The sequence below is a fragment of the Microbacterium sp. 22296 genome (assembly GCF_052045385.1).
Classification (GTDB): Bacteria; Actinomycetota; Actinomycetes; order Actinomycetales; family Microbacteriaceae; genus Microbacterium.
In genome coordinates this window covers 412,367-438,073 of record NZ_JBQEOS010000004.1, presented here as the reverse complement: position 1 = coordinate 438,073, position 25,707 = coordinate 412,367, and the positions used below count along the sequence as shown (strand labels likewise).

The following is a 25,707-nucleotide window of genomic DNA, read 5'->3' as shown; positions in this document are numbered from 1 at the left end:
CCCTGGGGCGTGAGGTCCCTGAGCTCGTCGAAGGGGCCGGGGGCGAATCCCTGCGGCGTCGCGGCGAGCCGCGTCAGGCCGGCAGGAAGTACTCCCGCGCCAGCGGGGCGATCTCGATCGCGGATGCCGTCGCGGCGGTGACCCAGCGGAGCTCCGCGATCTCGGCATCCGGGATCGGCTGCTGCTCGCCGATGTCGACGCGGAACACGTCGGCGACCACCTCGAAGCCGGGCTCGTTCGCGGCGTTCGCGGTGAAGCGTCCGAGCGGCTCGAGGTGCTCGGGTGCGACGCGCAGGCCGACCTCCTCGGCGAGTTCGCGCGCGAGGGTCTCGGCGGGCGTCTCGTCGGGCTCGGGTTTGCCGCCGGGCTGCATGAACGCCGTCGTCCCGGCCTTCCGGACCACCAGCAGCCTGCCCTCGGCGTCCATGATCACCGCGGCCGAGACGTGGATGCGGCGCGGGGGGATGGCATCCGGGGTCACACCCGCACGGTAGCACTCGCGCCCGCCGCGCCGAGGAGGGACAGGACTGCCGCGTCGACGGTCAGCACGCACTCGGGACGTTCGTCGATCTCGCCTCACGGCGGGTGGCGTGACCCCCGGCGGGGCGAGAAATGCCGCGAAAGAGGTGCTGCCGTGCGCAATTCATCGTGCATCGTCGTCGTTTCCTTGCGTTTCACGGGCGTTTCACGGCATCCTCGACAAGGAGGTTGATCGCGTGATGACGAAGACGTTGGCGGCGGTAGCGGTGGTACTCGCCCTGGGGGCGCCCCTGGCCGCGCAGGGTGCGCCGGCGGGGGAGTCGACGGGTGACTCGCTGCTCATCACGGTGGACATCCCCGCCCGCACGGGCGCCCCGACGCCCCCGCCGACCGCGACCCCGTCACCCACGGTGGTCCCCACGCCCTCGACGTCGCCCGCTCCGACGTCGACCGGGAGCCCCGCGCCGGCAGCCCCGGGATCGGATGCCGCGAACCCCCGACCGGGCGCACTTCCGGCCACGGGCGGCGAGATCGCCGTGGGAGGTGCCGCGCTCGCACTCCTGGCGCTCGCCGCCGGACTCGCGATCCGCGCCCGTCGTCGCCGAAGCGTCTGACTCGGGCGCGGCGAACCCACTGATTCGCCGTCGAGGTTCCGCGGGGGCCGCACAGGTGCCGAGGAATACACTGGGTCCCATCCATTCCGCTCTTCCGGGACCCTCCGTGACCTCTTCCTCCGCACCGCGCGCCTTCGACGTTCGCCACCTTCAGCTGGCGCGCGCCGCCTTCGCGGCGCTCGCGGCCATCATGGTCACCTTCTCGTCCGACCACTCCGCCCCTCTCGGGCTCGGGGTGTTCAGCGGATTCGCCCTGGCCACGGGGCTCGTGTTCGCGCTCGCCGCGTGGTTGGTGTTCCGCCGCGAAGAGCGCATGGTCCCGGTACTCCTGGCATCCGTCTCGATCCTCGCCGGCCTCGTGTCCAGCGTCGGGGCGTGGCGCACGACGGGCGTCTTCTTCGGCGTCGTCATCGCGTGGGCGCTCGTATCGGGCCTCATCGAACTGCTGGGAGCCCTCCGCGACCGCAAGGCGGGGCGCACCGCGGGCGTGCGCGACGGCGTGCTCATCGGCATCCTGAGCATCGTGCTAGCGGTTGTGCTGCTGCTCACCCCGATGCAGTACGCGCTCGACTACGACATCACCGGCGCGGGATCGTTCACGCTGACCGGCATCACCATCGCCGTGGGACTCTTCGGCGGATACGCGGCGGTCGTCGCCGTGTTCCTCGCGATCGCCGGCTTCTCGCCGCGCCGCCCCGAGCCCGTTGCGGCCGTATCCCCTGAGGAGGCCGCGTCATGACCGACAAGCCCACCACGCGCAAAGACCTGATGAAGCCCGTCCAGCTGCTGGGGCTGGCGTTCGTCGCCGCCCTGTTCGCCGGCTTCGTCACCCTGATGTCGATGGGGTTCTTCCAGTCGCGCCCCGCCGACCAGATCCAGAACGCCCTGATCGTGGCGCTCGTCGCCGCTGGGGCGACCTTCATCGTGGTCCTCGTCAGCGTCGCGCTCATGCTGCTCGCCGTCGACCCCGCCAAGGTCACCGCGACCGTCGATCGTCCGCTGCTCCTGCCCAAGGACGCTCCGGATGCCACGACCCCCGGCGCTTCCGCGGCCGGCCCCGCTGCAGGGGCTGCGGCCACCGCGGCGTCGGAGCGGCCCGTGCGGCCGTCGGCCGAGGCGCCGGACGACGACGCGGCCACTCCGAAGGCCTGACGCGCGCTGCTCGCCGCTTGCCGCGCTCGCGCTGCTTGCCGCGCTCGCGCCGCTTGCCGCGCTCGCGCCGCACCTCGCCCCGCGGGTTCCGCGCTCAGTCCTGCCGCGGGTCGATCATGGTCATGCCGGCGGGTGAGGCGGTATCCATCGTCGGCAGCAGCCGGGCCGCTTCGCCGAGGCCCACGACCCGCTCGATGAGCTCCTGCGGGCGCAGGGCGCCGCTCTCGATGAGCGAGAGCATCTCGGGGTAGTCCACTGCAGCCATGCCGTGGCTGCCGAGGAGGTCGAGCTCCCACGCGATCACCCGGGCCATGGGCATCGCGCTCATGCCGTCGGGCGTGGGCAGCAGCCCGATCTGCACGTGCCGTCCCCGCCGACGCAGGCTCAGCACGGCGTCGCGCGCCGTCTGCGCGCTACCCACCGCGTCGACCGACACGTGGCTCCCGCCGCCGGTGATGTCGCTCACCCCGGCGGGGATGTCGGTGCCGTCGGCGATGAGCGTGTGCTCCGCGCCCAGCCGGCGCGCCGCGTCGAGGGCGGCGGGGGTGCGATCGACCGCGATGACCCGCGCGCCGAGGGCCGCGCCGATCATCACGGCGCTGAGACCCACGCCCCCGGCCCCCACCACCGTGACCCACTCGCCGGCCTGCACGCGCGCACGGCCGGTGAGAGCGCGATATGCCGTGGCGAAGCGGCATCCGAGGGCCGCGGCCGCCTCGAACGAGACGCCGTCGGGAATTCGGACCACGTTGGTGTCGGCGGCGCGCAGCACCACCCGCTCGGCGAACGACCCCCACTGCGTGAACCCGGGCTGCTGCTGGTCGGGGCACACCTGCGCGTTGCCGTCGCGGCACCACTCGCACACGCCGCAGCCCATCACGAACGGCACCGTGACGCGGTCGCCGGCCCGCCAGCGCTGCACTCCCGCGCCGACCTCGACGATGACGCCGGCCAACTCGTGGCCCGGCACGTGGGGGAGGGCGACGTCGTCATGCCCGACCCAGGCGTGCCAGTCGCTCTTGCACAGGCCAGTCGCGTGCACTTCGACGACGACGCCGCCGGCCGGCGCGCTCGGAACCTCGACGTCGCGCACCTCGAGGGGTTTCGCCAGGGTGTCCATGATCATCGCGCGCATGGCATCCATTGTCCCGCTCCGAGCATGACTCACCGTCGCCGCCCTCACGCGAGGAACCCGGATGCCGCCTGTGGAGGAGCCTGCGCGATCGGTCTTCGTGCCGCAGTCGTTTCGGGCAGCGGCTCGGTCGCATCGTGCTCACCGGCACCGGCACCGGCACCGGCACCGGCACCGGCACCGGCACCGGCACCCTTCGCCGCACGGCAACCCGCCCCGACCGTCGAGGGACGGCCGGGGCGGGTTGAGAGGGCGGGAACGAGGCGTTCGGGTCGCCTCGCCCGCCGGTCAGCTGCAGCTACGCGCCGTGAACGGCACGCTCTGCTCTCCCTGGGCACCGTCGGCCGACGTCGTCACCGTGACCGTGCCGGCCGTGATGGACGCCGCCCGCGTCGACTGCGCGACGGAAGCGGTCGCGCCGGGAGCCATCGCCGTCAGCGTCTTCCGACCCCACGGCGAGGCGAGCTCGACGGTCGCGGCCGTCTTCTCGTCGTTGCGCACCGTGGTGAACAGCGTCACCTTCCCGGCGACGCAGCGGGAAGTCACCGTGGTGGTGGCCTTCGGCAGGGCGATGCCCTCGGGAACGACGATCTCGGGGATCTTCAGGTACGAACCCGGAGTGGCGAACGTCAGTCGCAGGCCGGTCGCCATCACCTGCGTGAACGACAGGGTCGTCTCACGGCCGTTCGTCACCGTCGGCGCGGCGCCGGTGAGGGTGACCGGCTTCCACTCGTTGGCGCTCGTGCGGTACTCGGCCGACACACCCGTGACCGAACCCTCGATGTTGGTGAACTTCACCGTGTCGAGACGGTGGGTCCCGGTCGTCTCGAGGGTGAAGGTGGAGGAGTCCTTGAATCCGGCGTCGGTCCACGTCGACCACTGCGTGTTCTGTCGGCCGTCGCAGGCGTTGCCCGCGGGCATGGTCGCCCACTTCGTCTGCGAGAAGGATGCCGACACGGTGGCGTCGGTGCCGCGGCACACGTTGGGTGCCAGGGCATTGCCCCAGATCTCCACCTCGGAGATCGACTGCCACGTGTTGGCGTCGCTCGTGAGGCGCAGGCGGAGGGCGCTGGACGTCGGGAGCCCCTTCCCGTCGAGCATGGCGACGGGGGCTGCCGCGGCGGCATCCTGAGCCAGGGTCACCGCGACCGTGGAGTCCTGCCAGGTGCCGGCCGCGTCGCGGTACTGCACCTGGATACGCGACGGCCAGGTCGCGGTGGCCCCGTCCTTGTACGTGTAGACGGCGAGCGAGTCGAACGTGCGGTTCGTCCCCCAGTCGAACTGGAGCCAGCTGTTGCGCGGGTAACCGTTGCCGGTCCAGTCGTCCCAGCCCTTGCCGGTGCGGTTGCCGTCGGTGATCGTGCCGACGAGGTCGGTGCGGCTCGAGGCCGTGACCGTCGCCTCGGGGGCGATGTTCGCGATGCCCGGCGTCGTCACGGTGATCGTGCGCTGGAAGGAGCGCCCGACCGTGAAGTTCGCGTCGGCGGCGAGGGTGCCGGTCAGCTGCTGCGGTCCCAGCACGCTGGTGTCGATGGCGCTCCAGGTCACCGCGACGGCGGAGGCGGTGCCGTCGACGTCGACCGACACGGTGCTGGGCAGCTGCGGCGCCTGACCGCGGAGGACCGTCGTCGGCAGTGCCGTGGTGACCTTCCACGTGCCGTGGCCGAAGCCCTTGTCATCCCAGTACGACGCGTCCCACCCGGTGCCGTAGCGCGCGGGGTTCTCGGCCGCCGGGTTGTGCATCTCGAGGCGACCGTTCTCGCCCACCGTCAGCGGCAGCCAGACGTAGGTCGAGTCGGACTTGCCCTCGTTCCAGCGGTCGCCCATGTAGACGAACTTGCCGGGTTCGAGTTCGAAGACGTTCGTGGTCTGGGAACCGAAGGTGGAGCGGCGGACGTCGCCGATCGACAGCAGGCCGTCGCCACCGTCGGGGATGCTGCTGTAGTACGTGTTCTCATGCGCGTCGCCGGCCTGGACGCCGCGGATCCACGTGCCCATCAGGTTCTTCGTCGTGTAGTACGTCTGCGGGTTGGGGGCCCATCCGGTGGCGCCGGAGGTGACGACACTGTAGGTGCCGTCGCGCTCGAAGATCGCGGGGGCCTCGAGGTGGCCGCACTCCTTCACGATCTGGAAGTCCTCACCCCGCACGGGCGCCTCCGGGGTGCCGTCGGCGAAGATGTAGGGGTACCGACCGTCCTCGGAGTACTGGTTCACGTCGAGAGTGTCCGTGCCGGTGGTGTGGGTGACGTTCGTGTACGAGTCGTCGAGCTCGGCGACGTAGAGGCTGTAGTTCTCCTCCGACGAGTAAGAGATGTACGCCTTGCCGTCGTCGTCCTTGAACACGGTCATGTCGCGCGCCTGGCCGGGCACCGCGTACTGCGTGCACGCCTGGTAGTTCGTGCGGTTCGGCATGCGGAAGGCGCCCGTCATGCGGAAAGGTCCGACGGGGGAGTCCGACACGGCCACGGCGGCCATGGAGCGCGCGTAGGTGCTGCCGCCGGGCTCGATGCGCCCATCGGCGTGCCACCACATGACCCACTGGCCGGTCTTCTCGTTCTGCAGCACCTTGGGCCGCTCGAAGATCGCGGTGTAGTCGGAGTTGCGCGTGGAGTTCAGGTGGTAGGCGAGGGCGTCGATCTTCTCGGTACGCGGCTGGCCGTTCTCGTCGACCGTGTCGTACAGCTCCTCGAAGTAGGGGGTGAGCAGGTCGTCGCGCGTCGAGATGCTGCGCAGCGCGTCGCCCATGTTGGTCCAGTTCATGGCATCCGTCGACCGGTACACGGCGACGCCGGGGCTGTCCCAGTAGCCCTTCGTGCGGTCTTCGCCGTACCAGTAGTAGACGGTCTGGCCGTCCTCCTCGGTCGTGACGACCTGACCGCCGTGCGCCTGGATGTGACGTCCGTCGGTGTCGTACCACTTCGGCTGGAAGTAGTCGGGAGCGCTCGAGCCGGGGTCGGCGAGGGGCTGGAACGCGTCGTAGGTCACCGGTGGATCGATCCGCGTCACACCGTCGTTGGGGTCCGTCGGCACGCCCGTGGCGGCCGAAGCCGCGAGCGGGGATGCCAGGGCGGCGGCCAGGACGGCAGCCGTCGTGGCCGCGAGGATGCGGCGTGCGGTCAGGGGGCGTCGATGCGTCATCGCGTCTTTTCCGATCTGCGCCGCGACGATGCGGCACACGGGTGACCCGGAGGTCGGGAGATGTTGACGTCAACACACTACGACGCAGATCGCTCCGGCGTCCAGGCTTTTCTGCTGCGCGCTCGGCGGCGGCGGCTCGTGCGGGTCCGGGATGGGGGCGGCCGAAGAGCGGGTCCGGGGTGGTTCGGGGTGGGGGTGCCTGCCCGGTGTGGGCGCCCGCCCGGTGGGGTGTGCACAGTGGCGGATGCCGTGGGCGACACGCCGTGTCAGCCTCCGGCGTGCGGCGTGTCCAGGGAGCGGCCCGCCGTTGGGCACCCCGGCACCCTCGGACGCCCGCACCCCCGCGGCCCGGGCCCCCGGCCCCCGCCCTCTTCGGTCGGGCGCTACAGCGCGTCGACCACCCGCGACGCCAACCCGGCGTACGCCGCGGGGGTGAGCGCGAGCAGGCGCTCCTTCGCGGCGTCGCCGATGTCGAGGCCGCGGACGAACTCGGCCAGCTCGGGAGCGCCCACGCGGCGACCGCGCGTGAGGTCTTTCAGCAGCGCGTAAGGGTCGGTGATCTGCGAGCGACCGGCGGCGATCTCGGCGCGCACCACGGTCTGGATGGCCTCGGCGAGCACCTCCCAGTTCACGTCGAGGTCGGCCAGCAGCACGTCTTCGGCGAGCGAGATCTCGGTGAGACCGCGCTGCAGGTTGTCGAGGGCGAGCAGCGAGTGTCCGAACGCGACGCCGATGTTGCGCTGCGTCGTGGAGTCGGTGAGGTCGCGCTGCAGGCGGCTGGTGACGAGGGTGGAGGCCAGCGTGCTGAACAGCCCGCCGGCGATCTCGAGGTTCGCCTCGGCGTTCTCGAAGCGGATCGGGTTGATCTTGTGGGGCATCGTCGACGAGCCGGTCGCACCCTCGACGGGGATCTGCGTGAAGTACCCGAGCGAGATGTAGGTCCAGATGTCGGTGGCGAGGTTGTGCAGGATGCCGCCCGCGTGGCGCGCGCGGTCGTACAGCTCGACCTGCCAGTCGTGCGACTCGATCTGCGTCGTGACCGGGTTGAAGCCCAGCCCGAGCGACTCGATGAACGCCCGCGTCAGCTCGGGCCAGTCGACGTCGGGCTCGGCGGCGACGTGCGCCGACCAGGTACCCGTCGCGCCGGAGAACTTCGCGAGGTACTCCCCGGCATCCAGTTGACGGATGACGCGGTCGAGGCGCCACGCGAAGACGCCGATCTCTTTGCCCATCGTGGTGGGCGTGGCGGGCTGGCCGTGCGTGCGGGAGAGCATCGCGGCGTCGCGGTGCTGCACCGCCAGCTCGGACAGGGCGGCGGTGACCGCGCGGAGCTTGGGCAGCCAGACGCGCTCGACGGCGCGCTGCACCGTGAGGGCGTAGGCGGTGGAGTTGATGTCTTCGCTCGTGCACGCGAAGTGCGTCAGTTCGGCGAGGCCGGTCAGACCGAGGGTGTCGAGACGGTCGCGCACGAGGTACTCGACGGCCTTCACGTCGTGACGGGTCACGGCCTCTTTGGCGGAGAGCCAGGCGATCTCGTCGGCGCCGAAGTCCTCGTACAGGGCGCGCAGCTTCGCGCGGTCGGCCTCGGACACCGGCGAGGTGCCGAAGAGCGAGCGGTCGGTCAGAGCGAGCAACCATTCGACCTCGACCTCGACGCGGGCGCGGTTCAGGCCCGCCTCCGACAGGTAGTCGCCGATCGCGGACACGGTGGCGAAGTACCGACCGTCGAGCGGACTGAGGGGCTGCGGAGGCAGAGAGGACACGGGTCTCCCGAAGGTCGCGCGGAAAGGTCAGCCCGCGGAGCGGATGGCGGGCTCGAGCTGCCGGAACAGAGCGCGGCTGGCCCGTTCGATCATACCGAGCACCTCATCGAACATCGGGGCCCCCGCGTAGTAGGGGTCGGGCACGTCGAGGGTCTCGGCGTCGGGCAGGAACGACTGCAGCAGGGCGATCTTGTCGGCGTCGTCGTCGCTCTGCGCCCACCCGCGCAGCACGCGTTCGTGGCTGCGATCGAGAGCGACGACGAGGTCGTTGCGGGTGAAGTCGACGTACTGGAACTGCCGCGCGCGGTGCGCCGCCCCGTCGTAGCCCAGGCGGTCGAGGGCGGCGATCGTGCGGTGGTCGGCGCGCTCGCCGACGTGCCAGTCACCCGTCCCGGCGGACGTCGATGAGACGTGGGCGCCGAGGCCCGCGGTCTCGGCGAGACGTCGGAACACCACCTCGGCCATGGGGGACCGGCAGATGTTGCCGCTGCACACGAACACGACGCGGAAGGGCGCGTCGGCACTCGCGGTCATCCCTCCATCATGGCGGGGACGCGTCGCGTCCGCACCCGTCGATTCCGGGCGGGGCGGGCGGAGCTGGTCCGGAGCCTCGGGGCTTCTACGGGCTCCTCCCCTCCGACGGACTCAGCGACCTGGCTCGGGCTGGAGCTCGGCGGTCACTTCGCTACGCTCGGCGACAGGAGCGACCCGCCAGGCACCGGGGCTGCGACGCGATGGCGGGCTCAGCGCCGCTCGCGCTCCTCGCGTCGCGGGCGCAGGATGCCGCCGAGCACCGCGTTGATCACGCCGATGAGGAGTGCGGCGACCACCGTCAGCCAGAACTCGCCGGTGCGCAGCCCCCAGTCCCCGTTCTCGGTGATCACCGCCGTGAGCCACAGCAGGAACCCGTTGATGATCAGCGAGATCAACCCGAGGGTGAGGATGTAGAGCGGTATCGCCACGATCTTCACCACCGTGCCCACGATGGTGTTCACGAGCGCGAAGACCAGGCCCACCAGCAGCAGGGTGAGGAGCACCTGCAGCCACTCACCGGGCGGGAAGGGGATGAGGCGCACCTGCAGCGCGGGTAGCAGCGTGACGATCCAGATGGCGAAGGCGTTGACGGCAACGCGGACGACGAAGCGCATGACCACCACCCTGGCACGCGCGGCGAACCGTCATCAGGGTGTTGCGATCGCACCGGGGCTGTGGAGGAGGTCTGACGAAACCGGCAGGCCCGCGATTAGGCTCGCGGTGTGAGCGAACAGCCGGTCCTGCCCCGTATCCGCCCCGAGATCGCCGCTCTGCCGGCGTATCGACAGGGTCGTCAGGCCAGCCCCGACGCCTTCAAGCTCTCGAGCAACGAGAACCCCTTCGAGCCCCTCCCCGGCGTGCTCGAGGCGGTGGCCGCCGCGGGCGCCTTCAACAGGTACCCGGATGCCACGGCCGCGCGCCTGCGCGAGCGACTCGCGGCGCGCTACGGCGTCTCGCCCGACGAGGTGCACGTCGGCGCCGGCAGCGTCTCGTTGCTCGCTCAGCTGCTGCTGGCGACCTCGGGCCCGGGTGACGAGGTCGTGTACGCCTGGCGTTCGTTCGAGGCCTACCCGTCGCTGGTCGCGGTGACGGGGGCGGCGAGCGTGCAGGTGCCCCTCACCGCCGAGGCGCGGCACGACCTGCCGGCCATGGCCGCCGCCGTCACCGAGCGCACGCGCATGGTGATCGTCTGCAGCCCCAACAACCCCACGGGGACGACCGTCGGCTACGACGAGTTCGCGGCATTCATCGACGAGGTGCCGCGCGACGTGCTCGTCGTGCTCGACGAGGCTTACGCCGAGTTCGTCACCGACCCGGCCTCGGTCGAGGGCGGTCGCGTGCGCGCGGTGCTGGACCGCCCGAACATCGTCGTGCTCCGCACGTTCTCGAAGGCCTACGGCCTGGCGGGCCTGCGCATCGGGTACGCCATCGGCAACGAGTCCGTTCTCGACGCCGCCCGGAGCACCGCGATCCCGCTGTCGGTCACCGCTGCCGGCGAAGCGGCGGCCCTGTCGAGCCTGGATGCCGAGAGCGAGCTCCTGCACCGCGTGAAAGTCATCGCCGAGCGGCGCGACCGCCTGGTCGACCGACTCCGCGAGACCGGGTGGGACGTCCCCGACGCGCAGGGGAACTTCGTCTGGCTCGCAGCGGGGGAGCGCACGCTCGAGGTCGCGGCGGCGTTCGAGGAGGCGGGTCTCATCGTGCGCCCGTTCGCGGGCGACGGCATCCGCATCTCCATCGGCGAAGAGGAGTCGCTGGACCGCGTCGTCGAGGTCGCCGCGGCACAACGCTGACGCGCGGTCGTTGCCGGTGCGGCGCCCCGGTGGCTTCGACACGCTCAGCCACCTCGGGTGCGACGAGGGAGAGGTCCCGGAGCTCGTCGAAGGGACCGGGCACCGATTCGGCGCCGCGAGCGCGGCATCCGTTTGTCCGACGTCAACCGCGGATTCCGTCATCCGTTGTGCACCTCATGCGGTCGTGAGCATGGGTCGGGCGTTAGCGTGGGGGAATGACCCCGCTCGACGATCCCGCTCTCGTGCGCGTTCTGGCAGCCGACGGCACGCTGGCGCCCACGCCTGCGGCCGAGCGCTACCTGCCGCTCATCGACGCCCTGACCGACGCCGAACTCGAGACGTTCTATCGCGACATGGTCTCGATCCGCGCGTTCGATGTGCAGGCGACCAATCTGCAGCGGCAGGGCCAGCTCGCCCTGTGGCCGCCGTCGTTCGGGCAGGAGGCCGCCCAGGTGGGCTCCGCGCGCGCCGCCCGCGCGCAGGACCACATCTTCCCGTCGTACCGCGAGCACGTGGTCACCCGCATCCGCGGCGTCGACCCGATCGACATCATCCGGCTCATGCGCGGGCTCACCCACGGCGGGTGGGACCCGACCGACCCGAAGAACGGCAACACGCACATCTACACTCTCGTGCTCGGCGCGCAGACGCTTCACGCCACGGGCCTCGGCATGGGTCTGGTGTTCGACGGCAAGGCGGGATCGGGCGACCCCGAGCGCGACGAGGCCGTGATGGTCTACTACGGCGACGGGGCGTCCAGCCAGGGAGACGTCCACGAGGCGATGGTCTTCGCCGCGAGTTTCCAGACCCCCCAGGTGTTCTTCCTGCAGAACAACCAGTGGGCCATCTCCGTGCCGGTCGCGACGCAGTCGCGCTCGCCGCTGTACAAGCGCGGTGAGGGCTACGGCATCCCGAGCCTCCAGGTCGACGGCAACGACGTTCTCGCCAGCTACGCCGTGACGAAGACCGCCCTCGACGAGGCACGTGCCGGAGGCGGCCCCCGTGCGATCGAGGCGATGACGTACCGCATGGGTGCGCACACCACGAGCGACGACCCTACGAAGTACCGCACCTCCGATGAAGAGACGGCGTGGGCCGGGCGCGATCCCATCGCCCGCATGCGCACCTACCTCGAGGGGCGTGGCGCGCCGCAGCAGTTCTTCGACGACGCGGATGCCGAGGGTGCCGCCCTCGCCGACGACGTGCGCGTCCGCACGAACGCGCTCGGCACCATCCCGCGCGGCCTCATGTTCGAGAGCGTCTACTCCGAGGCGCACGCTCTCATCCAGGAGGAGCAGCGCTGGCTCGACGACTACGAGACGTCGATGGACGGAGGCGCCCAGTGACCGAGAACCTTCCGATCAGTCGCGCGCTGAACGCCGGCCTCCGCCGCGCGCTCGAGACGAACGACCGCGTCCTGCTCATGGGCGAGGACATCGGCCCGCTCGGCGGTGTGTTCCGTGTCACCGAGGGTCTGCAGAAGGACTTCGGGCCGCGCCGTGTCATCGACTCCCCGCTGGCGGAGTCGGGCATCGTCGGCACCGCGATCGGTCTCGCGATGGGCGGATTCCGTCCCGTGCTCGAGATCCAGTTCGACGGGTTCGTCTTCCCCGCGTTCGATCAGATCACTTCGCAGTTGGCGAAACTCACGAACCGCCATGAGGGCGCTCTGCAGATGCCCGTCGTCATCCGCATCCCTTACGGGGGGCACATCGGCGCGGTCGAGCACCACCAGGAGAGCCCCGAGGCGTACTTCACGCACACCCCGGGCCTGCGAGTGGTCAGCCCCTCGAACGCGAACGACGCGTACTGGATGATCCAGCAGGCGATCGACTCGCCCGACCCGGTCGTCTTCTTCGAGCCCAAGGCGAAGTACTGGCAGAAGGGTGAGGTCGACACCGAGGCCCCCGCGCTGCCGCTGCACGCCAGCCGCATCGTGCGCCGCGGTACCGACGTGACGCTCGTCGGGCACGGGGCCATGGTGACGACGCTGCTGCAGGCGGCCGCGCTCGCCGAGAGCGAGGGCACGAGCTGCGAGGTCATCGACCTGCGGTCGTTGTCCCCGGTCGACTACGGCCCGCTGCTCGACTCGGTGCGCCGCACCGGCCGCATGGTCTACGCGCAGGAGGCGCCGGGCTTCACCTCGCTCGGCTCCGAGATCGCCGCGACCGTCATGGAGAAGGCCTTCTTCGCGCTCGAGGCGCCCGTGCTGCGCGTCTCGGGTTTCGACGTGCCCTTCCCGCCCGCGAAGCTCGAAGGCACCTACCTGCCCGACGCCGACCGCATCCTCGAGGCCGTCGACCGGTCTCTGGCCTACTGACCCGCTGCCCTCCCGCCCACCGGAGCATTCCGTTGCGGCGACGCCGGTGCAATGCTGGCTCCCGAGCAAAGGACACACCGTGACCGATCAGACCTTCGTTCTCCCCGATGTCGGAGAAGGCCTCACCGAGGCCGAGATCGTGCAGTGGCGCGTCGCGCCGGGTGACACCGTCGCCGTCAACGACGTGATCGTCGAGATCGAGACCGCCAAGTCGCTCGTCGAGCTGCCCTCGCCCTACTCGGGCACGGTCGGCGAGCTGCTGGCGACCGAGGGGGCCACCGTCGAGGTCGGCGCCCCGATCATCACGATCGGCTCCGCGGATGCCGCATCCCCGGCGCCCTCGGCTCCGACCACGGTCCCCGAGCCCAGTGACCCGGGCGGTGCCGTGCTCGTCGGTTACGGCACGGGAGGCGCGGTGTCGTCGCGGCGCCGCACCCTTCGACAGGCTCAGGGACCGTCCATCGAGCGTCCGGTCGCGGCATCCGTCGGCGTCGTCGCCAAGCCCCCGATCCGCAAGCTCGCGCGCGACCTCGGCGTCGACCTGTCGGCGGTGACACCGAGTGGCACGGCCGGCGAGGTCACCCGCGACGACGTCGTCAAGCACGCCGAGCAGGCCAGTGTCTTCCGCAACATCGAGACGCCCGCGTGGGGCGACGTGCGCGAGGAGACGATCTCCGTTCCCGCCGCTGCTGCGCCGGCTCCCGTCGCGACGGCCGCACCCGTCGCCGACGCGCGCGAGGAGTCGATCCCGGTGCGCGGTGTGCGCAAGGCCACCGCCAACGCGATGACCTCGAGCGCGTATTCGGCCCCGCACGTGTCGGTGTGGGTCGACGTCGACGCGTCGCGCACCATGGAGCTCGTCAAGCGGCTCAAGGCCTCGGCCGACTTCGCCGACGTGAAGATCTCGCCGCTGCTGATCATGGCCCGCGCCGTGATCTGGGCCCTGCGCCGCACGCCCATGATCAACGCCGCCTGGGTCGACACCGAAGACGGAGCGCAGATCAGCGTGCGTCACTACGTCAACCTCGGCATCGCCGCCGCGACCCCGCGGGGTCTGCTCGTGCCGAACATCAAGGACGCGCAGGGCATGAACACGCGCGAGCTGGCCAAGGCGCTCGAGCACCTCACGCTCACCGCCCGCGAGGGCAAGACGAGCCTCGCCGACCAGTCCGGCGGCACGTTCACGATCACCAACATCGGCGTGTTCGGAGTGGATGCCGGTACCCCCATCATCAACCCCGGCGAGGCCGGCATCATCGCCCTCGGTGCGATCCGTCAGAAGCCCTGGGTCGTCGACGGCGAGGTGCGCCCCCGCTGGGTGACCACGGTGTCGGGTTCGTTCGATCACCGCGTGGTCGACGGCGACGGGATCTCGCGGTTCATCGCCGATGTGGCATCCGTGCTGGAGGAGCCGGCGCTGCTGCTCGACTGAGGCGAGGCGCCACGCGATTGCGTGGCCGGACTCGCGGGCGGGGGCCGGACGGGCCCCTTCGACGGCCATCATGACGCTGTGACGGGCTGTCTGTCGTGATGCTTCAGGCCGTGCGTGCCGCTCCGCTCGCGGCGAGAAGCGCCGCCATCACCGGCGCGAGCTGACGGCTCGCAGACCGCGGGTGCTCGAGGTGCCACTGGTACGCCCAGATCGGCAGCGAGCGGTGGCGCACGGCCTCGACGGTGCCGTCGACGGCGCGAGCCGTGGCATCCAGGCCCTCTCCCAGGCGATCCAGCGACTGGTGGTGGCTGCACAGGAGGTCGCCGGCCGCGGAGATCGGGTCGGGGCGGTCGAAGCGGACGGTGGTGGCGACGAACGGATCGCCCGTGCTGCTGCGGTGGCCCGGGATGTCCTGGTGCAGGGTGCCGCCGAGGGCGACGTTGACCAGCTGCATCCCGCGGCAGATGCCGAGCAGGGGGCGCCGGGCGGCGACGGTGTCGCGAATGACGGCCAGCTGGGCCTCGTCGGCGGCGACGTGGTAGGGCGTCTCGTGCGGACGCTGATCGGTCGACCCGTACGCCCGCGGATCGATGTCCTCCCCGCCGAGGATGACGACGACATCGGCGCGGCGGGCGGCGTCGAGCAGCGTGTCGAGGGGCTGCTCGGCCGCGGGGCGGAGATCGACGTCCCATCCGGCCGCGCGCAGGGCCGTCACGGCTCCGCCGTTCAGGGCGTCGAGGAGGTCCTGGTACTGCGGGGCGTGGGGACGCGAGTCGCGGATGTGGACGAGAGCGGCTGACGGCATCGGGTTCCTCGAGGAGAGCGGGATCGAGCTCCAGGATGCCAGGACGCGCCGGCCGACGACGCCCGTCCCGGTTGACGCGCTGCGGGGGGCGTATTCGCGCGACGGACTCGACGAGCGGACGGACCGGCGTTCTCGGTCGTGTTCTGCGGCGCCAGCGACGAGGAGTGTCAGTCGTCGTCGCCGTCGTCCCCGTCATCGTCGAAGTCGTCATCCGGGCCGTCGTCGTCATCGTCGTCATCGGTGGGCGAGACCGGCACTGGAGCCGGGGGGTCGACCGGCTGCGGGGCCGCCGGGGCTGCAGGTTGCTCAGGGGCTGCAGGTTGCTCGGGAGCTGCGGGCGCCTGCTCGGTGGGGACCACCGACGGGTCGACGACGGGCGTCGGCGACGGCGATGGCGTCGCCGGAGCGGGACCGCCGGTGAGGGTGCCTCCGGGGAGGACACGCTCGGTCACGGTGCGCGGCTCGAACGCGGCGGCGACGGCGGCGGTCGCACCGATCGCCCCGAGAGCGGAGACGGCGATGAGGGCGGTGCCGATCCACGCGCGACGAGACATTCGAGGACTCCATCCGTAGTGAGGTGATTCGAGCCTGTCGCTCGCCGGTAAGGGCGAGGGAAGCTGATCGTGAGAGCCTTCTTATTTCGGCGGGTCGGGCGGCATCCCCCCGGCATACTGAAGCGCATGGGAACGGCGCCCGCCTCTGCACCAGGTGGCGGGTGGACCGTTCGGACGCGCATCGTCGTGGTCATCACCGTCGTCGCCGCGATCGGCCTGATGTCGGTGGGCGCCGCCGTCTACCTGGTCGAGCGCACGCGGATCCTGGCGGCCGTGGACACGCGCCTGGAGGCGGCCCTGGAGTCGGCCCGAGCGCTGGTCGCCGCCGGGAACGGAGAAGCGGCCTGGCCGTCGTCGACCGAGGCGCTCGAGGCCACGGTCACGCGCATCAGCCCCGACGACAACACCGGTGCCCTCGGCGTCATCGACGGCGTCGCTGCCTTGATCCCGGGGGTGCCGCTCGACGTCGACCTGCAATCCGCGCCCGGCTTCGTACCCCACGTGACCTCGGTAACCCAGGGCGACCCCGTCATCGGCACGTACGCCGAGGAGGGGGTCGCGTGGCGCTACCTCGCCGCTCCGATCGCCGTCGAGGGATCACCGCCGCCCTCTGCGGTGATGTTCATCACGGCCTACGACCTCGAGGGCGAACTCGCCGAGATCGACGATGCCGCCCGCGTGTACCTCTTGGCCGCCGCGATCGCCCTCATCGTCATCGCGGCGAGCGCCGGGCTCGTCGCCGCGCGGTTGCTCCAGCCCCTGCGGCGTATGCGCGAGACGGCTGCCCGGGTGTCGGCGCGCTCGCTCGCCGAACGGCTGCCGGTCGAGGGAAACGACGACGTGAGCGCGCTCGCCGCCACGATGAACGACATGCTCGATCGCCTCGACAGCGCGCTCGGCGCGCAACGCACGCTCCTCAGCGACGTCGGGCACGAGCTGAAGACCCCGGTGACCATCGTCAGCGGCCACCTCGACGTGATGGACGTGGAAGACCCTTCCGACGTGCGATCCACCCGCGACCTCGCTCTGGACGAGCTGGCGCGGATGGGGCGTCTCGTCCAGGACCTCACCCAGGAAGCGGCCCTGCGCGGACCCAGCCCGCTCCGCCTGGAGTCGACCGACATGGCGGCCCTCGTCGAGCAGGTCGCCGTGAAGGTGCGCGGCATCGAGGGAGCGACGGTGCGGCTGGGACCGGTCGCCCCGGTTCACGCGCTGATCGACCGGGCGCGCATCACGCAGGCCCTGCTGCAACTGGCACAGAACGGCGTGAACCACGGCGGCGGCGATCTCGTCCTGGGTGTGCGGCGGCGGGGCGAGATGCTCGAACTCTTCGTCCGGGACCACGGGCCGGGCGTTCCCGTCGATCAACGCGAACGCGTCTTCGAACGCTTCCACCGGGGAGCGGCCGACGAGGGACGCGGCGGGACCGGTCTCGGTCTGAACATCGTGGCGGCCATCGCCGACAATCACGGCGGGACCGCCACCGTGGGAAGCCCGGCGAACGGCCCGGGGGCTGAGTTCGTCCTGACCGTGCCGCTCGTCTCCGACACCTCGCCCGTCACCGCGAGCGCCCCGACCGCATCGATCCCGATCCCCCCGCGCCCGCCGCTGCCCCGGCGCACCCCCGCACACGATCGCCCGGAGGACTGACGTGGCATCCATCCTCATCGTCGACGACGAAACCCGCATCTCGTCCTTCATCGACAAGGGCCTGCGATCGGCGGGCTACGCGACCCGCGTGACCGGCGACGGCCGCGAGGCGCTCGCGCTCGCCCTGTCGGGGGAGTTCGACCTCATCGTGCTCGACGTCAACCTGCCCGGGATGACGGGATTCGAGGTGCTGGAGGAGCTTCGCGGTTCGGGCTCCGCCGTCCCCGTCATCATGCTGACCGCCCGGGTCGAACTCGAGGACACCGTGGCGGGCCTGGAGGGGGGAGCCGACGACTACCTCGGGAAGCCGTTCCGGTTCGATGAGCTGGTGGCCCGCATCCGGCTGCGCATCCGACGGGAACCGGCGGCGAAGGGGATGGAACTGCAGCACCGCGACATCGTGCTGGACGTGCGCCAACGCACCGCCTCCGTCGCGGGTCGGGAGGTCGTGCTGTCTGCGCGCGAATTCGCGCTCGCGGAGGAACTCGTGCGTCACCCGGGGCAGGTGCTCAGCCGGGAGCAGCTTCTCAGCCGGGTCTGGGGCTTCGATTTCGACCCCGGATCCAACGTCGCCGACGTCTACATCGGCTACCTGCGCCAGAAGCTGGGTGCGGATCGGATCGAGACCGTGCGCGGGGCCGGCTACCGGCTGGTGTGAGCGCGGGGCGCGACCGCCGCGCAGCGGGGCCGGCTTCCGGCTGATGTGAGCAGCGCGGGGCGCGACCGCCGCGCGGCGGGGCCGGCGGCTCGCACGGGTGACGCGGTCGGCGCGCCTACCGGCTCGTCTGGGCGGCGCAGCGGGTCAGCCACCGTGCGGCGCGATCGTGCCACGCGGGCCGGAAGAGGTAGACCGCTCCCAGACGCAGTCGCGTGGATGCCTCGTAGGCGGCGATCCGCTCGGAGTCGACGTGCGCGCGGGTGGCGACCCCGTCGATCGCGCTCAGCGCCGCGAGCGCGCGCGGGGCGGACAGGCGCCCCTGCCCCTGCCGCCAGGCGACGTGGGCGCGCAGGTTCGCGAGGTCGAGGGCGGGCTCGGCGCAAGCGGCGGTGTCGAGGTCGATCAGGCCGGCCCGGCGCCCGTCCCACAGCACCTGTTTGTCGTGCAGGTCGCGGTGGGCGGGAGTCGACGCGTCGCCGACACCGGTGACGAGCGCGTCGGCCGCACGATCGAACGCCACCGCGACCGCCGACGCGACTCCGGCGCGGAGGGCGTGATCGCGCCACCGGAGCAGGACCTCCGCCTCGTCGGCCGCCGTATGGGGGGCGGCGTCGGCCGCGACCGGAGCGGCCAGCACGCGTTCCCAGCCCCGGGCCCAGCCGGCCCAGGCCGCGTGCACCACGGCATTCGGAGTACCGGGGTCGGCGCCCAGGTCGTGCAGGGTCCTGCCCGCCACGCGGGAGAGGTGCACGCAGCCGGCCGGATCCGCGAGGGTGACGTCGGGGGTCACGAACCCTCCGCGGAAGGCCTCCGCGCGGACGTGCGCCCGGGAGATCGCGGCGATCGACTCGCTGCGGACGACTTTCAGGTAGCCCGAGCCATCGTGGGCGCGCAGCACGACCCGGCGTCCGCGACGCCACGAGACGGTCGTCCCGCTCGCCCAGGCACGCGAGAGCGCGGGGAGGTGCTTGTCGCGCCCGCCGGGGAGCAGCTCCACCTCCCCGTTCCGCAGACGCCCGGCGCGCAGGCGCCCGTCGGCGTGCACGACCTCGAGGTCGCAGCCGCTCGACGACGGCCATGCCCGCCGAACCCTCCAGGGGCCGTGCTCATCGCGCACCTCGCGCGGAGGGAGCATCACCGCAGGTCCTCCGCCCGCTCCAGGCGTGCCGCCACGGCCGCGGGCCAGTCGGGTTCGCACCGACGGAAGGGTTCGATCGCCCGCTCCAGCGCGCACAGGGGGGTCCAGGCGCGCCAGTCGCCCTCGGTCGCGACGCCTCCCTCCGCCCGGTACGCGGCGAAGAGCGCGGTCGTCGTCGCGAGGTCGCCCGTGCGGAAGAACTCCTCGACGGCGAACCCGGCCAGATCCCGCGCCGGGTCGCCCGACCCGAGACGGTCGAGGTCGATCAGGCGGATCCGCCCACCGGGGCCGAGCAGCACCTGATCGGCACTGAAGTCGCCGTGCACGATCGCCCGGCGACGTGTGAAGGGGAGGCGTCGCACGAGGTCGTCGGCGCGTCGGGCGGTCGAAGGAAGCGCCGTGCGCAGGGCACGGGCGGCGTCGTGACCGCGGGCGGCGGGCGTGTCGACGACCCCGGCGTCGTCGAGGGTCACCGCGTGCAGGCGGGCCAACGCCGCACCCGCGGCCGCGGCGTGCGCCGACGACGGCGACGAGGCGAGATCTCCGTCGCCCCAGGATGCCGTCGCCCAAGCGTGCTCGGTCACGAGACGAGGCACGAGGGTGGGTACGCCCGCCCGCCCGAGCAGCTCGGCGGCGTGCAGGGCGCTCGACGCCCGTCCGGGGGCCGTCTTGGCGTACTCCGAACCGGTGCGGACGACGAGTCGACGCCCGGGGTTGTGGCGCACGATCTCGGCGCGTCGCCAAGACGGCTCATGCTTCTCGGCATCCCTCACGGCCCGGGCGAGGACGCGATCGCTGCGCGCGGGTCCCCCGACCGACCAGGGGATGCCCGGAAGGGCACGCACTGCGGCGTCGCGCCGCTCGGCCGAAGCCGGTTTGTCCGGCCCCGCCCAGGCACCCGCCCAGTGCGCACCCGCGGGCGTGGAGTAGGCGACGAGCACGCTCGTCCCCGGCTTGTACCGCAGATGACGCACGTGCACGGTCGTCCCGACGACGTCGGACAGGGATGCGGGATCCAGCAGCGTCCTCAGCCCGGGAAGGCTCGGGTCGCGGTCGGCGAGCTCGCGGACAGCCGTGTTCATGGTCGTCCCCCCGTCGTCGCGACGGCGCCCTCGTCGGAGGCTTGCCGTATCCAGGCGTGCACCCGTGAGTCGGCGCGATCGACGAGCTCGGCCGGGGTCCCGTCCTCGACGATGCGGCCGTCCTCCAGCCACAGCACGCGATCGGCCGACAGGGCCTGCGTCACGTCGTGCGTGATCGACAGGGTGGTGCGCTCCTTCGTCAGCGCGCGCAACGACTCGCCGACCTGGGCGCGCGCCTGCGGGTCGAGCCCGGTCGTCGCTTCGTCGAGCACGATGATCGGGCTGTCGCGCAGCAGCGCGCGGGCGATCGCGATCCGCTGGCGCTGGCCGCCGGACAGCGTGCCGCCCCGCGCCCCGAGCACGGTGTCGTAACCGTCGGGGAGGGCGGCGACGAAGTCGTGCGCGAAGGCGCGGCGCGCCGCATCCTCCACCTCGGCATCGGTCGCGTCCAGGCGGCCGTACCGGATGTTCTCTCGGACGGACGTCGCGAACAGCACCGACTCCTGCAGCAGCAGCGATACCGAAGCGCGGACGCTCGCGATCGTGGCGCGGGAGAGGTCGATACCGTCCAGGCGCACCCGCCCGGAGCGGGGGTCGGCCGCGCGCACGAGCAGCCCGGCGAGGGTCGATTTGCCCGCTCCGGACGGACCGAGGAGACACACGTGCTGGCCCGCGGGGATGCGGAGGGTCAGGTCCCGGAAGACGGCGCTGCCGCGACCGTCGTCGACCGAGACGGCCTCGAAGGCGACATCGCCGCGGAGCGCGGGAAGGGGGGCCGCGTCGGGGCCGTCGGCGATCTCGACGGGTTCCGCGAGCAGGTCGGCGACGCGCTCGCCGGATGCCGCGGCGCGGGCGATGCGGCCGGTGTACTTCGCGAGATCCTTCAGCGGGCGCATGGCGAGCTTGAGGTAGGCGACGAAGACGACGAGGTCGCCGGGGGTCATGCTGCCCGACAGCACCTGCCACCCCCCACCGAGGAGCACGGCCGCGGTGGCGAAACCGACGATGACGTCGGTGCGTCGCTCCAACCCGGCCGCGAGGCGGCGCGCGCGCACGCCCTGCGTGAGGGCCCGGTCGTTCCCGTCGGCGAAGGCGCCGGCCAGGCGCCGCTCCAGGCCGTAGGCCTGCACGACGCGGATGGCACCGAGGGCCTCGGACGCCGTGTCGGNTCGCCCTTTCGCGTCGTGCGCGACGCGTCGGTGATGCGGGTGGAGCTGCGCCTCGACGACACCGCGTACAGCGCCGCGGCGATCACCACGACGAGGGTGAGGAGGGGATCCATGAACGACATGACGACGACGAGGACGACGAGGGTGAGGACGTTGCCCACTAGGGGCAGCCCGGCGGTGACGGCGACCTCTTGCAGGCGGCCGATGTCGCTCACCAGTCGTTGCACGACATCGCCCGACGATGCGGTCGAGTGGTACCGGGCCGAGAGCGACTGCACGTGAGCGAACGCGCGGGCACGCAGCTCGGTGGCGACCCGCGAGCCGACCAGGGCGAAGGCGACCGTGCTCGCGTACGCGGCCACCGCCCGCAGGGCGATGAGTCCCAGCAGCAGCGTCGCGCAGGCGACGAGCAGTCCGAGGCTCGCCTGCGGGATCCCCGCCGCCGCCCCGGTCGAGGCGCCCAGGCTCACCGACACCGAGTCGACGACGAACTTCAGCGGCCACGGCTCGAGGACGCGGAAGACGACATCCGCCAGCAGGGCGACCATGCCCAGCACGATCAGCGACGCCTTGCCGCGGAGGTGCGGCCTCACGATCGCCAGGCTGCGCCGGAGGGCGCGGGGGGAGGCGGTCTTCTGACGCTTCACGACGCCACCGCCGTTCGCGCGCCGTCCACGATGCGCGCGAGGACCCCACCCCACCCGTGCTCGGCCACCGCCTGCTGGCGGGCCTGATCGGCCATCCGCCGACAGAGCGCGGTGTCGTCCACGAGCAGCTGCAGGGCGTCGGCCAGAGCGCGGGGGTCGCCGGGCGCGGTCAGCAGCCCCGAGCGCCCGTGCCGGACGAGCAAGGGCACCTGACCCACTTGGCTGCCCACGACGGGCAGGCCCGCGGCGAGGTACTCCGAGACCTTCAACGGTGAGAAGTAGTCGTCGGCGGCGCGGTACGGCGCGACGCCGACGTCGAGGCGTTGCAGCACCGCCGGTACGTCCTCCGGGGCCACGGCGCCGGTGAACTCGGCATCCACTCCGAGGCGTCGGGCGTGCGCCTCCAGCTCGGCGCGTTGGGGACCGTCTCCGACGACGAGCAGTCGCGCTCGGCGACCCCGCCGCGCGAGCTCGGCCATGGCATCCACGAGCACGTCCACTCCGTGCCACGGCTTGAGCGTGCCGACGAACCCGATGGTCGGTGGCACGTCGTCGCCCCGCCGCACGAGAGGCGGACGCACGCGGTCTGTGTTGACGCCGTTCGGGGCCACCAGCGGGCGCGAGGCTCCGTGCTCCCGCGCCCAGGCGGCCACCGGCTCGGAGACGCACGCCGCGACGTCCGCCCGCTGCAGCGCACGCCGGGCGATGGCGACCGCCGCCTCCTCGTCGATCAGCTCGCGGTGGCGGCGCTGCTCCTCCACCAGTGGTGCGTTGACCTCGACGACGACCGGAACGCCGAGGGCGTCGGCGACGTCGGCCCCACCCGCCGAGAAGAGCGAGAACCGTTCGTAGACGAGGTCGCACCCCTCGGCCACGATGGCGGTGGTCAGGGCGTCGACGGCGTCGCGGATGCCCTGCTCCCGCTGCTCTGCTCCCACCCCGCGCACGCGCTGCACGACGACCCGTAGGTCGGCGAGGTCGGAGGGGACGTGATCGCCCCGGCGGGTGGCGTACACCGTCACCTTGTCGCCGCGGGCGCGGAACGCCCGCACGATCTCCTGCACGTGGACGCTCGCGCCCTTCGTTCCGAAGACGGGGACGCCGGGGTCGGCGACGAGATAGGCCACGCGCATCACGCCGCCTCCTTCCGGTCGGTCGCGGCGTCGGCCGCGGTGAGCTCGGCGAGCCGCTCAGCCTGCGCCGCGGCGTCGAAGTGCTGCTCGACGAGCCGCCGCGCGCGGCGCGTGGTCGCCGCGACGGGGTAGTCGGGTCGGCTGACGCGGCGCAACCCCTCGGCCAGCGCGTCCACGTCGCCGGGGGCGCACAGCACGCCGGTGCGGCCGTCGTGGATGATCTCCGGGATGCCGGTGACCGCCGTCGACACGCACGGGATGCCGCTCGCCATCGCCTCCAGGAGCACCGTGGGCAGTCCGTCGGCGTTGCCGTCGTCGCCGACGAGGCACGGGGCGACGAACACGTCGGCCTCGCGGAGGCGAGCCGAGACCTCCCCCTGCGGCAGCGGACCCAGGAAGCGGATCGCCGGCGCGGCGGCCGCCTGCCGCCGCAGCGACGCGGAGAGCTCGCCGTCGCCGACGATGTCGAGCGTGGCATCCAGTCCCTCGACGCGCAGGCGCCCGACGGCCTCGATCAGCACGCCGAACCCCTTCTTCTCCACGAGCCGCCCCACGGCGAGCAGTCGGAGCGGTCCCCGTCGCGGCCCGCGCTCGACGAACGGGAAGCGCTCGAGATCGAGCCCGTTGTAGACGCGCACGAGGCGCTCCGCCGCGGGGAAGGATTCGCGGAGGTGGCGGAGGTTGAAGTCGCTCACGGTCACCGTGAACGCGGCATCCGACAGCTTCCGCCCGAGGTCGACCGGGTCGACGGAGGCGTGGAAGATGTCCTTCGCGTGGGCGGTGAAGGAGTACGGGATGCCGGCGAGCAACGCCGCCAATCGGGTCACGGTCGTCGCTGTCGACGCGAAATGCGCGTGGAGGTGGGTGATGCGTCGATCGAGGGCCTGACGTGCGACCTCGACGGCCTGCAGCGCGTCGTCAGCCTCCACGGCCAGCAGTTCCGGCAGATGCCGGGCGACGGCCGCGCCGAGGCGGGGGTCGGCCTGGGCGCGGCGCAGGCCGTCCCAGGCGGCCGAGAGGCGGCGCGGCACGGGGACGGCGCGGACGGGCGCCTGCACGCGGGCGAGTTCGGCGTGGTAGCGGGTGTCGTCGCTCGGGCGCAGCGCGAAGATCTCGAGGCGCTCGCCGCGCGCTTCGCGGGCGATGATCTCGGTGACGACGAAGGTCTCGGAGAAGCGCGGGTACACCTTCACGACGTAGCCGACCAGGGGAGAGGTGTCAGATGGCATGAGCGGTGAGTCCTTCCGTCGGTGCGAGGAGGTGGGCCGAGAGGTGGGCGGCCGCGGAGAGGCCGTCGAGCTGGATACCGCTACGGGGGCAGCGGGTTCGATGGGTCCGGCGGAAGAACGCGGCGATGGCCTCGCTGTCGAGGGGGTCGTCGCCGACCGTCTCGAATGCCCCGACGCGCTCCAGAGCGCGAGCACGGATGCGCTGCTCGTCGCGTCGGCCCGAACGGGGCACCACGAGAGCGGGAGTGGAGGTGCTCATGACCTCGCAGACCGTGTTGTACCCGCCCATCGTCACCGCCGCGGCGGCGCGCGCGAGCAGGTCGGGCAGGTCGGGCACGCTGTCGACGACCTCCGCGCCCGTCCACGTCGCCGCCGCCCGCACCCGATCGCGATCGGGCGCCGACATCTGGGGACCGGTGACGATGATGTGGCGGTGCCCGGCGGGCAGGTCGGCGCCGGCCGCGGCGACGGCAGTGTGCACGCCGTCGGACCCGCCGCCGACCGTGGTCAGCACGAAGGGACCGTCGATGGCGGGCGACGGACGGGTCGGACGCCCGTGCGCAAGGTATCCGGTGTAGCTGATGAGCGGCGCGAGTCCGGGGGGTGTCTCGCCGCTGAGCCGCAGATCGTGAACGGCTGGATCGCCGTACACCCAGATCGCGTCGAAGTGCTCCCGCACGGCGCGGGCTCCCCCCAACGCGCGGAACTCCGCCCGGGCGACCGCGGGGCGGTCGAGCACGTCGCGAAGACCGAGGACCGTCGTGCATGAGGGGTGGGTGGCGCGCAGGTCGCGCAGCGCGTTGCCCAACTCGCCGTGCACCCCGAACGGATGACGGTCCACCACGAACAGATCGGGTGCGAATGCCCGCAGCACCCCGGCGATGACGCCCGCCCGCATCGCGGTGACCCGCTGGATGTCGGTCGCGAGGTGCCGGGAGCGGTAGCCCGCCTCATCCACGGAGACACTGGGCACGACCACCCAGTCCCACCCGGGCGGGGCGGGGAACGCCGTCGCCGACGCCTGACCGGTGATGAGGATACCCGTGACCTCCTCCCCGATGACCCCCGGGACCGTCCGCGTGAGGGCGTGGGCGAGGGCGAGGTTGCGCCGCACGTGTCCGAGCCCGACGGAATCATGCGACGACAGGGCGATCCGGTGAACCACAGCAGCCTCCTGGGGTGGTGGGGCGCCGGTTGCGCCTCATCCGCGGGGTGTCCCGCGCCTTCCATGCTGGCCACGGCCCGTAAACCGCGATTAAGCCCCCCACGAGAGGGTTCTTAGAA

General features: G+C 72.1%; 23 protein-coding genes and 1 pseudogene. 9 read left to right on the top strand and 15 right to left on the bottom strand.

What is annotated here, in order from left to right:
* Positions 1-73: 73 nt before the first annotated feature.
* Positions 74-481 carry an NUDIX hydrolase gene (locus ACTJJP_RS11240; protein WP_440775084.1) on the bottom strand — a complete coding sequence of 136 codons (408 nt, stop codon included), beginning with the start codon at positions 479-481 and terminating at the stop codon, positions 74-76.
* A gap of 238 nt (positions 482-719) precedes the next feature.
* Between ACTJJP_RS11240 and ACTJJP_RS11235 the strand changes: the two genes are divergently transcribed.
* The 3 genes from ACTJJP_RS11235 (at position 720) to ACTJJP_RS11225 (ending at position 2,246) form a co-directional block, all read left to right on the top strand.
* Positions 720-1,094, top strand: a complete 375-nt coding sequence (locus ACTJJP_RS11235; protein WP_440775098.1) for an LPXTG cell wall anchor domain-containing protein — start codon at positions 720-722, stop codon at positions 1,092-1,094.
* A 106-nt stretch (positions 1,095-1,200) separates the two neighbouring features.
* On the top strand, positions 1,201-1,833 hold the full coding sequence (locus tag ACTJJP_RS11230) for an acyl-CoA synthetase (RefSeq protein ID WP_440775083.1): 633 nt from the start codon (positions 1,201-1,203) through the stop codon (positions 1,831-1,833).
* The gene (locus tag ACTJJP_RS11225) at positions 1,830-2,246 is read left to right on the top strand and encodes an amino acid transporter (RefSeq protein WP_440775082.1); all 417 of its coding nucleotides are present in this window, start codon (positions 1,830-1,832) and stop codon (positions 2,244-2,246) included. Before ACTJJP_RS11230 ends, ACTJJP_RS11225 begins: the two co-directional genes overlap by 4 nt.
* Positions 2,247-2,340: 94 nt before the next feature.
* On the opposite strand, the gene ACTJJP_RS11220 is transcribed toward ACTJJP_RS11225, so the two are convergent.
* From ACTJJP_RS11220 to ACTJJP_RS11200, 5 genes are all read right to left on the bottom strand, one after another.
* Complete coding sequence (locus ACTJJP_RS11220; RefSeq protein ID WP_440775097.1) at positions 2,341-3,381, bottom strand: zinc-dependent alcohol dehydrogenase family protein; 1,041 nt, start codon at positions 3,379-3,381, stop codon at positions 2,341-2,343.
* A gap of 285 nt (positions 3,382-3,666) precedes the next feature.
* A complete protein-coding gene (locus ACTJJP_RS11215; RefSeq protein ID WP_440775081.1) occupies positions 3,667-6,516 on the bottom strand; it encodes a discoidin domain-containing protein in 2,850 nt (949 codons plus the stop codon).
* 383 nt (positions 6,517-6,899) lie between these two features.
* Positions 6,900-8,279 carry an adenylosuccinate lyase gene (purB, locus tag ACTJJP_RS11210; protein ID WP_440775080.1) on the bottom strand — a complete coding sequence of 460 codons (1,380 nt, stop codon included), beginning with the start codon at positions 8,277-8,279 and terminating at the stop codon, positions 6,900-6,902.
* A 27-nt stretch (positions 8,280-8,306) separates the two neighbouring features.
* Entirely contained in the window at positions 8,307-8,813 is a 507-nt protein-coding gene (locus ACTJJP_RS11205; RefSeq protein WP_285136595.1) for a low molecular weight protein-tyrosine-phosphatase, read from the bottom strand.
* A gap of 209 nt (positions 8,814-9,022) precedes the next feature.
* Complete coding sequence (locus tag ACTJJP_RS11200) at positions 9,023-9,427, bottom strand: phage holin family protein (protein WP_440775079.1); 405 nt, start codon at positions 9,425-9,427, stop codon at positions 9,023-9,025.
* 108 nt (positions 9,428-9,535) lie between these two features.
* On the opposite strand from ACTJJP_RS11200, the gene ACTJJP_RS11195 reads away from it, so the two are divergent.
* From ACTJJP_RS11195 to ACTJJP_RS11180, 4 genes are all read left to right on the top strand, one after another.
* Positions 9,536-10,606, top strand: coding sequence for a histidinol-phosphate transaminase (locus ACTJJP_RS11195; RefSeq protein WP_440775078.1), 1,071 nt, complete (start codon positions 9,536-9,538; stop codon positions 10,604-10,606).
* A gap of 215 nt (positions 10,607-10,821) precedes the next feature.
* Positions 10,822-11,952 carry a thiamine pyrophosphate-dependent enzyme gene (locus ACTJJP_RS11190; protein ID WP_440775077.1) on the top strand — a complete coding sequence of 377 codons (1,131 nt, stop codon included), beginning with the start codon at positions 10,822-10,824 and terminating at the stop codon, positions 11,950-11,952.
* Complete coding sequence (locus ACTJJP_RS11185) at positions 11,949-12,926, top strand: alpha-ketoacid dehydrogenase subunit beta (protein ID WP_285136591.1); 978 nt, start codon at positions 11,949-11,951, stop codon at positions 12,924-12,926. The genes ACTJJP_RS11190 and ACTJJP_RS11185 overlap by 4 nt, the downstream gene beginning before the upstream one ends.
* Before the next feature lie 79 nt (positions 12,927-13,005).
* Positions 13,006-14,358 carry a dihydrolipoamide acetyltransferase family protein gene (locus ACTJJP_RS11180; protein WP_440775076.1) on the top strand — a complete coding sequence of 451 codons (1,353 nt, stop codon included), beginning with the start codon at positions 13,006-13,008 and terminating at the stop codon, positions 14,356-14,358.
* Between the two features lie 103 nt (positions 14,359-14,461).
* On the opposite strand, the gene ACTJJP_RS11175 is transcribed toward ACTJJP_RS11180, so the two are convergent.
* Positions 14,462-15,163: a gamma-glutamyl-gamma-aminobutyrate hydrolase family protein gene (locus tag ACTJJP_RS11175; protein WP_440775075.1), complete on the bottom strand. Its 702-nt coding sequence runs from the start codon at positions 15,161-15,163 to the stop codon at positions 14,462-14,464.
* 167 nt (positions 15,164-15,330) lie between these two features.
* Positions 15,331-15,717: a hypothetical protein gene (locus ACTJJP_RS11170; RefSeq protein ID WP_440775074.1), complete on the bottom strand. Its 387-nt coding sequence runs from the start codon at positions 15,715-15,717 to the stop codon at positions 15,331-15,333.
* 126 nt (positions 15,718-15,843) lie between these two features.
* Between ACTJJP_RS11170 and ACTJJP_RS11165 the strand changes: the two genes are divergently transcribed.
* Both ACTJJP_RS11165 and ACTJJP_RS11160 read left to right on the top strand, forming a co-directional pair.
* A complete protein-coding gene (locus ACTJJP_RS11165; protein WP_440775073.1) occupies positions 15,844-17,367 on the top strand; it encodes an ATP-binding protein in 1,524 nt (507 codons plus the stop codon).
* Position 17,368: 1 nt separating this feature from the next.
* Positions 17,369-18,025, top strand: a complete 657-nt coding sequence (locus ACTJJP_RS11160) for a response regulator transcription factor (protein WP_440775072.1) — start codon at positions 17,369-17,371, stop codon at positions 18,023-18,025.
* 115 nt (positions 18,026-18,140) lie between these two features.
* Here ACTJJP_RS11160 and ACTJJP_RS11155 read toward each other — a convergent pair whose 3' ends face one another.
* From ACTJJP_RS11155 to ACTJJP_RS11125, 7 genes and pseudogenes are all read right to left on the bottom strand, one after another.
* A complete protein-coding gene (locus ACTJJP_RS11155; protein WP_440775071.1) occupies positions 18,141-19,160 on the bottom strand; it encodes a hypothetical protein in 1,020 nt (339 codons plus the stop codon).
* The gene (locus tag ACTJJP_RS11150) at positions 19,160-20,245 is read right to left on the bottom strand and encodes a phosphotransferase (RefSeq protein WP_440775070.1); all 1,086 of its coding nucleotides are present in this window, start codon (positions 20,243-20,245) and stop codon (positions 19,160-19,162) included. Before ACTJJP_RS11150 ends, ACTJJP_RS11155 begins: the two co-directional genes overlap by 1 nt.
* Complete coding sequence (locus tag ACTJJP_RS11145) at positions 20,242-21,375, bottom strand: ABC transporter ATP-binding protein (RefSeq protein WP_440775069.1); 1,134 nt, start codon at positions 21,373-21,375, stop codon at positions 20,242-20,244. The genes ACTJJP_RS11150 and ACTJJP_RS11145 overlap by 4 nt, the downstream gene beginning before the upstream one ends.
* A 110-nt stretch (positions 21,376-21,485) precedes the next feature.
* Positions 21,486-21,962 (bottom strand): annotated as a pseudogene (locus ACTJJP_RS11140) (ABC transporter transmembrane domain-containing protein); the annotation flags it as partial.
* 95 nt (positions 21,963-22,057) lie between these two features.
* Complete coding sequence (locus ACTJJP_RS11135; protein WP_440775096.1) at positions 22,058-23,194, bottom strand: glycosyltransferase family 4 protein; 1,137 nt, start codon at positions 23,192-23,194, stop codon at positions 22,058-22,060.
* Positions 23,194-24,423, bottom strand: coding sequence for a glycosyltransferase (locus ACTJJP_RS11130; RefSeq protein WP_440775068.1), 1,230 nt, complete (start codon positions 24,421-24,423; stop codon positions 23,194-23,196). The genes ACTJJP_RS11135 and ACTJJP_RS11130 overlap by 1 nt, the downstream gene beginning before the upstream one ends.
* A complete protein-coding gene (locus tag ACTJJP_RS11125) occupies positions 24,413-25,588 on the bottom strand; it encodes a glycosyltransferase family protein (RefSeq protein WP_440775067.1) in 1,176 nt (391 codons plus the stop codon). The genes ACTJJP_RS11130 and ACTJJP_RS11125 overlap by 11 nt, the downstream gene beginning before the upstream one ends.
* Positions 25,589-25,707 lie beyond the last annotated feature (119 nt).

What these genes read in the sequence shown, in the direction of transcription:
- ACTJJP_RS11165 (WP_440775073.1), top strand. Translation starts at nt 15,844, where the DNA reads ATGGGAACGGCGCCCGCCTCTGCACCAGGTGGCGGGTGGACCGTTCGG.
- ACTJJP_RS11215 (WP_440775081.1), bottom strand. Translation starts at nt 6,516, where the DNA reads ATGACGCATCGACGCCCCCTGACCGCACGCCGCATCCTCGCGGCCACG.
- ACTJJP_RS11200 (WP_440775079.1), bottom strand. Translation starts at nt 9,427, where the DNA reads ATGCGCTTCGTCGTCCGCGTTGCCGTCAACGCCTTCGCCATCTGGATC.
- ACTJJP_RS11225 (WP_440775082.1), top strand. Translation starts at nt 1,830, where the DNA reads ATGACCGACAAGCCCACCACGCGCAAAGACCTGATGAAGCCCGTCCAG.
- ACTJJP_RS11130 (WP_440775068.1), bottom strand. Translation starts at nt 24,423, where the DNA reads ATGCCATCTGACACCTCTCCCCTGGTCGGCTACGTCGTGAAGGTGTAC.
- ACTJJP_RS11205 (WP_285136595.1), bottom strand. Translation starts at nt 8,813, where the DNA reads ATGACCGCGAGTGCCGACGCGCCCTTCCGCGTCGTGTTCGTGTGCAGC.
- ACTJJP_RS11220 (WP_440775097.1), bottom strand. Translation starts at nt 3,381, where the DNA reads ATGCGCGCGATGATCATGGACACCCTGGCGAAACCCCTCGAGGTGCGC.
- ACTJJP_RS11155 (WP_440775071.1), bottom strand. Translation starts at nt 19,160, where the DNA reads ATGCTCCCTCCGCGCGAGGTGCGCGATGAGCACGGCCCCTGGAGGGTT.
- ACTJJP_RS11150 (WP_440775070.1), bottom strand. Translation starts at nt 20,245, where the DNA reads ATGAACACGGCTGTCCGCGAGCTCGCCGACCGCGACCCGAGCCTTCCC.
- ACTJJP_RS11235 (WP_440775098.1), top strand. Translation starts at nt 720, where the DNA reads ATGACGAAGACGTTGGCGGCGGTAGCGGTGGTACTCGCCCTGGGGGCG.
- ACTJJP_RS11175 (WP_440775075.1), bottom strand. Translation starts at nt 15,163, where the DNA reads ATGCCGTCAGCCGCTCTCGTCCACATCCGCGACTCGCGTCCCCACGCC.
- ACTJJP_RS11170 (WP_440775074.1), bottom strand. Translation starts at nt 15,717, where the DNA reads ATGTCTCGTCGCGCGTGGATCGGCACCGCCCTCATCGCCGTCTCCGCT.
- ACTJJP_RS11190 (WP_440775077.1), top strand. Translation starts at nt 10,822, where the DNA reads ATGACCCCGCTCGACGATCCCGCTCTCGTGCGCGTTCTGGCAGCCGAC.
- ACTJJP_RS11135 (WP_440775096.1), bottom strand. Translation starts at nt 23,194, where the DNA reads ATGCGCGTGGCCTATCTCGTCGCCGACCCCGGCGTCCCCGTCTTCGGA.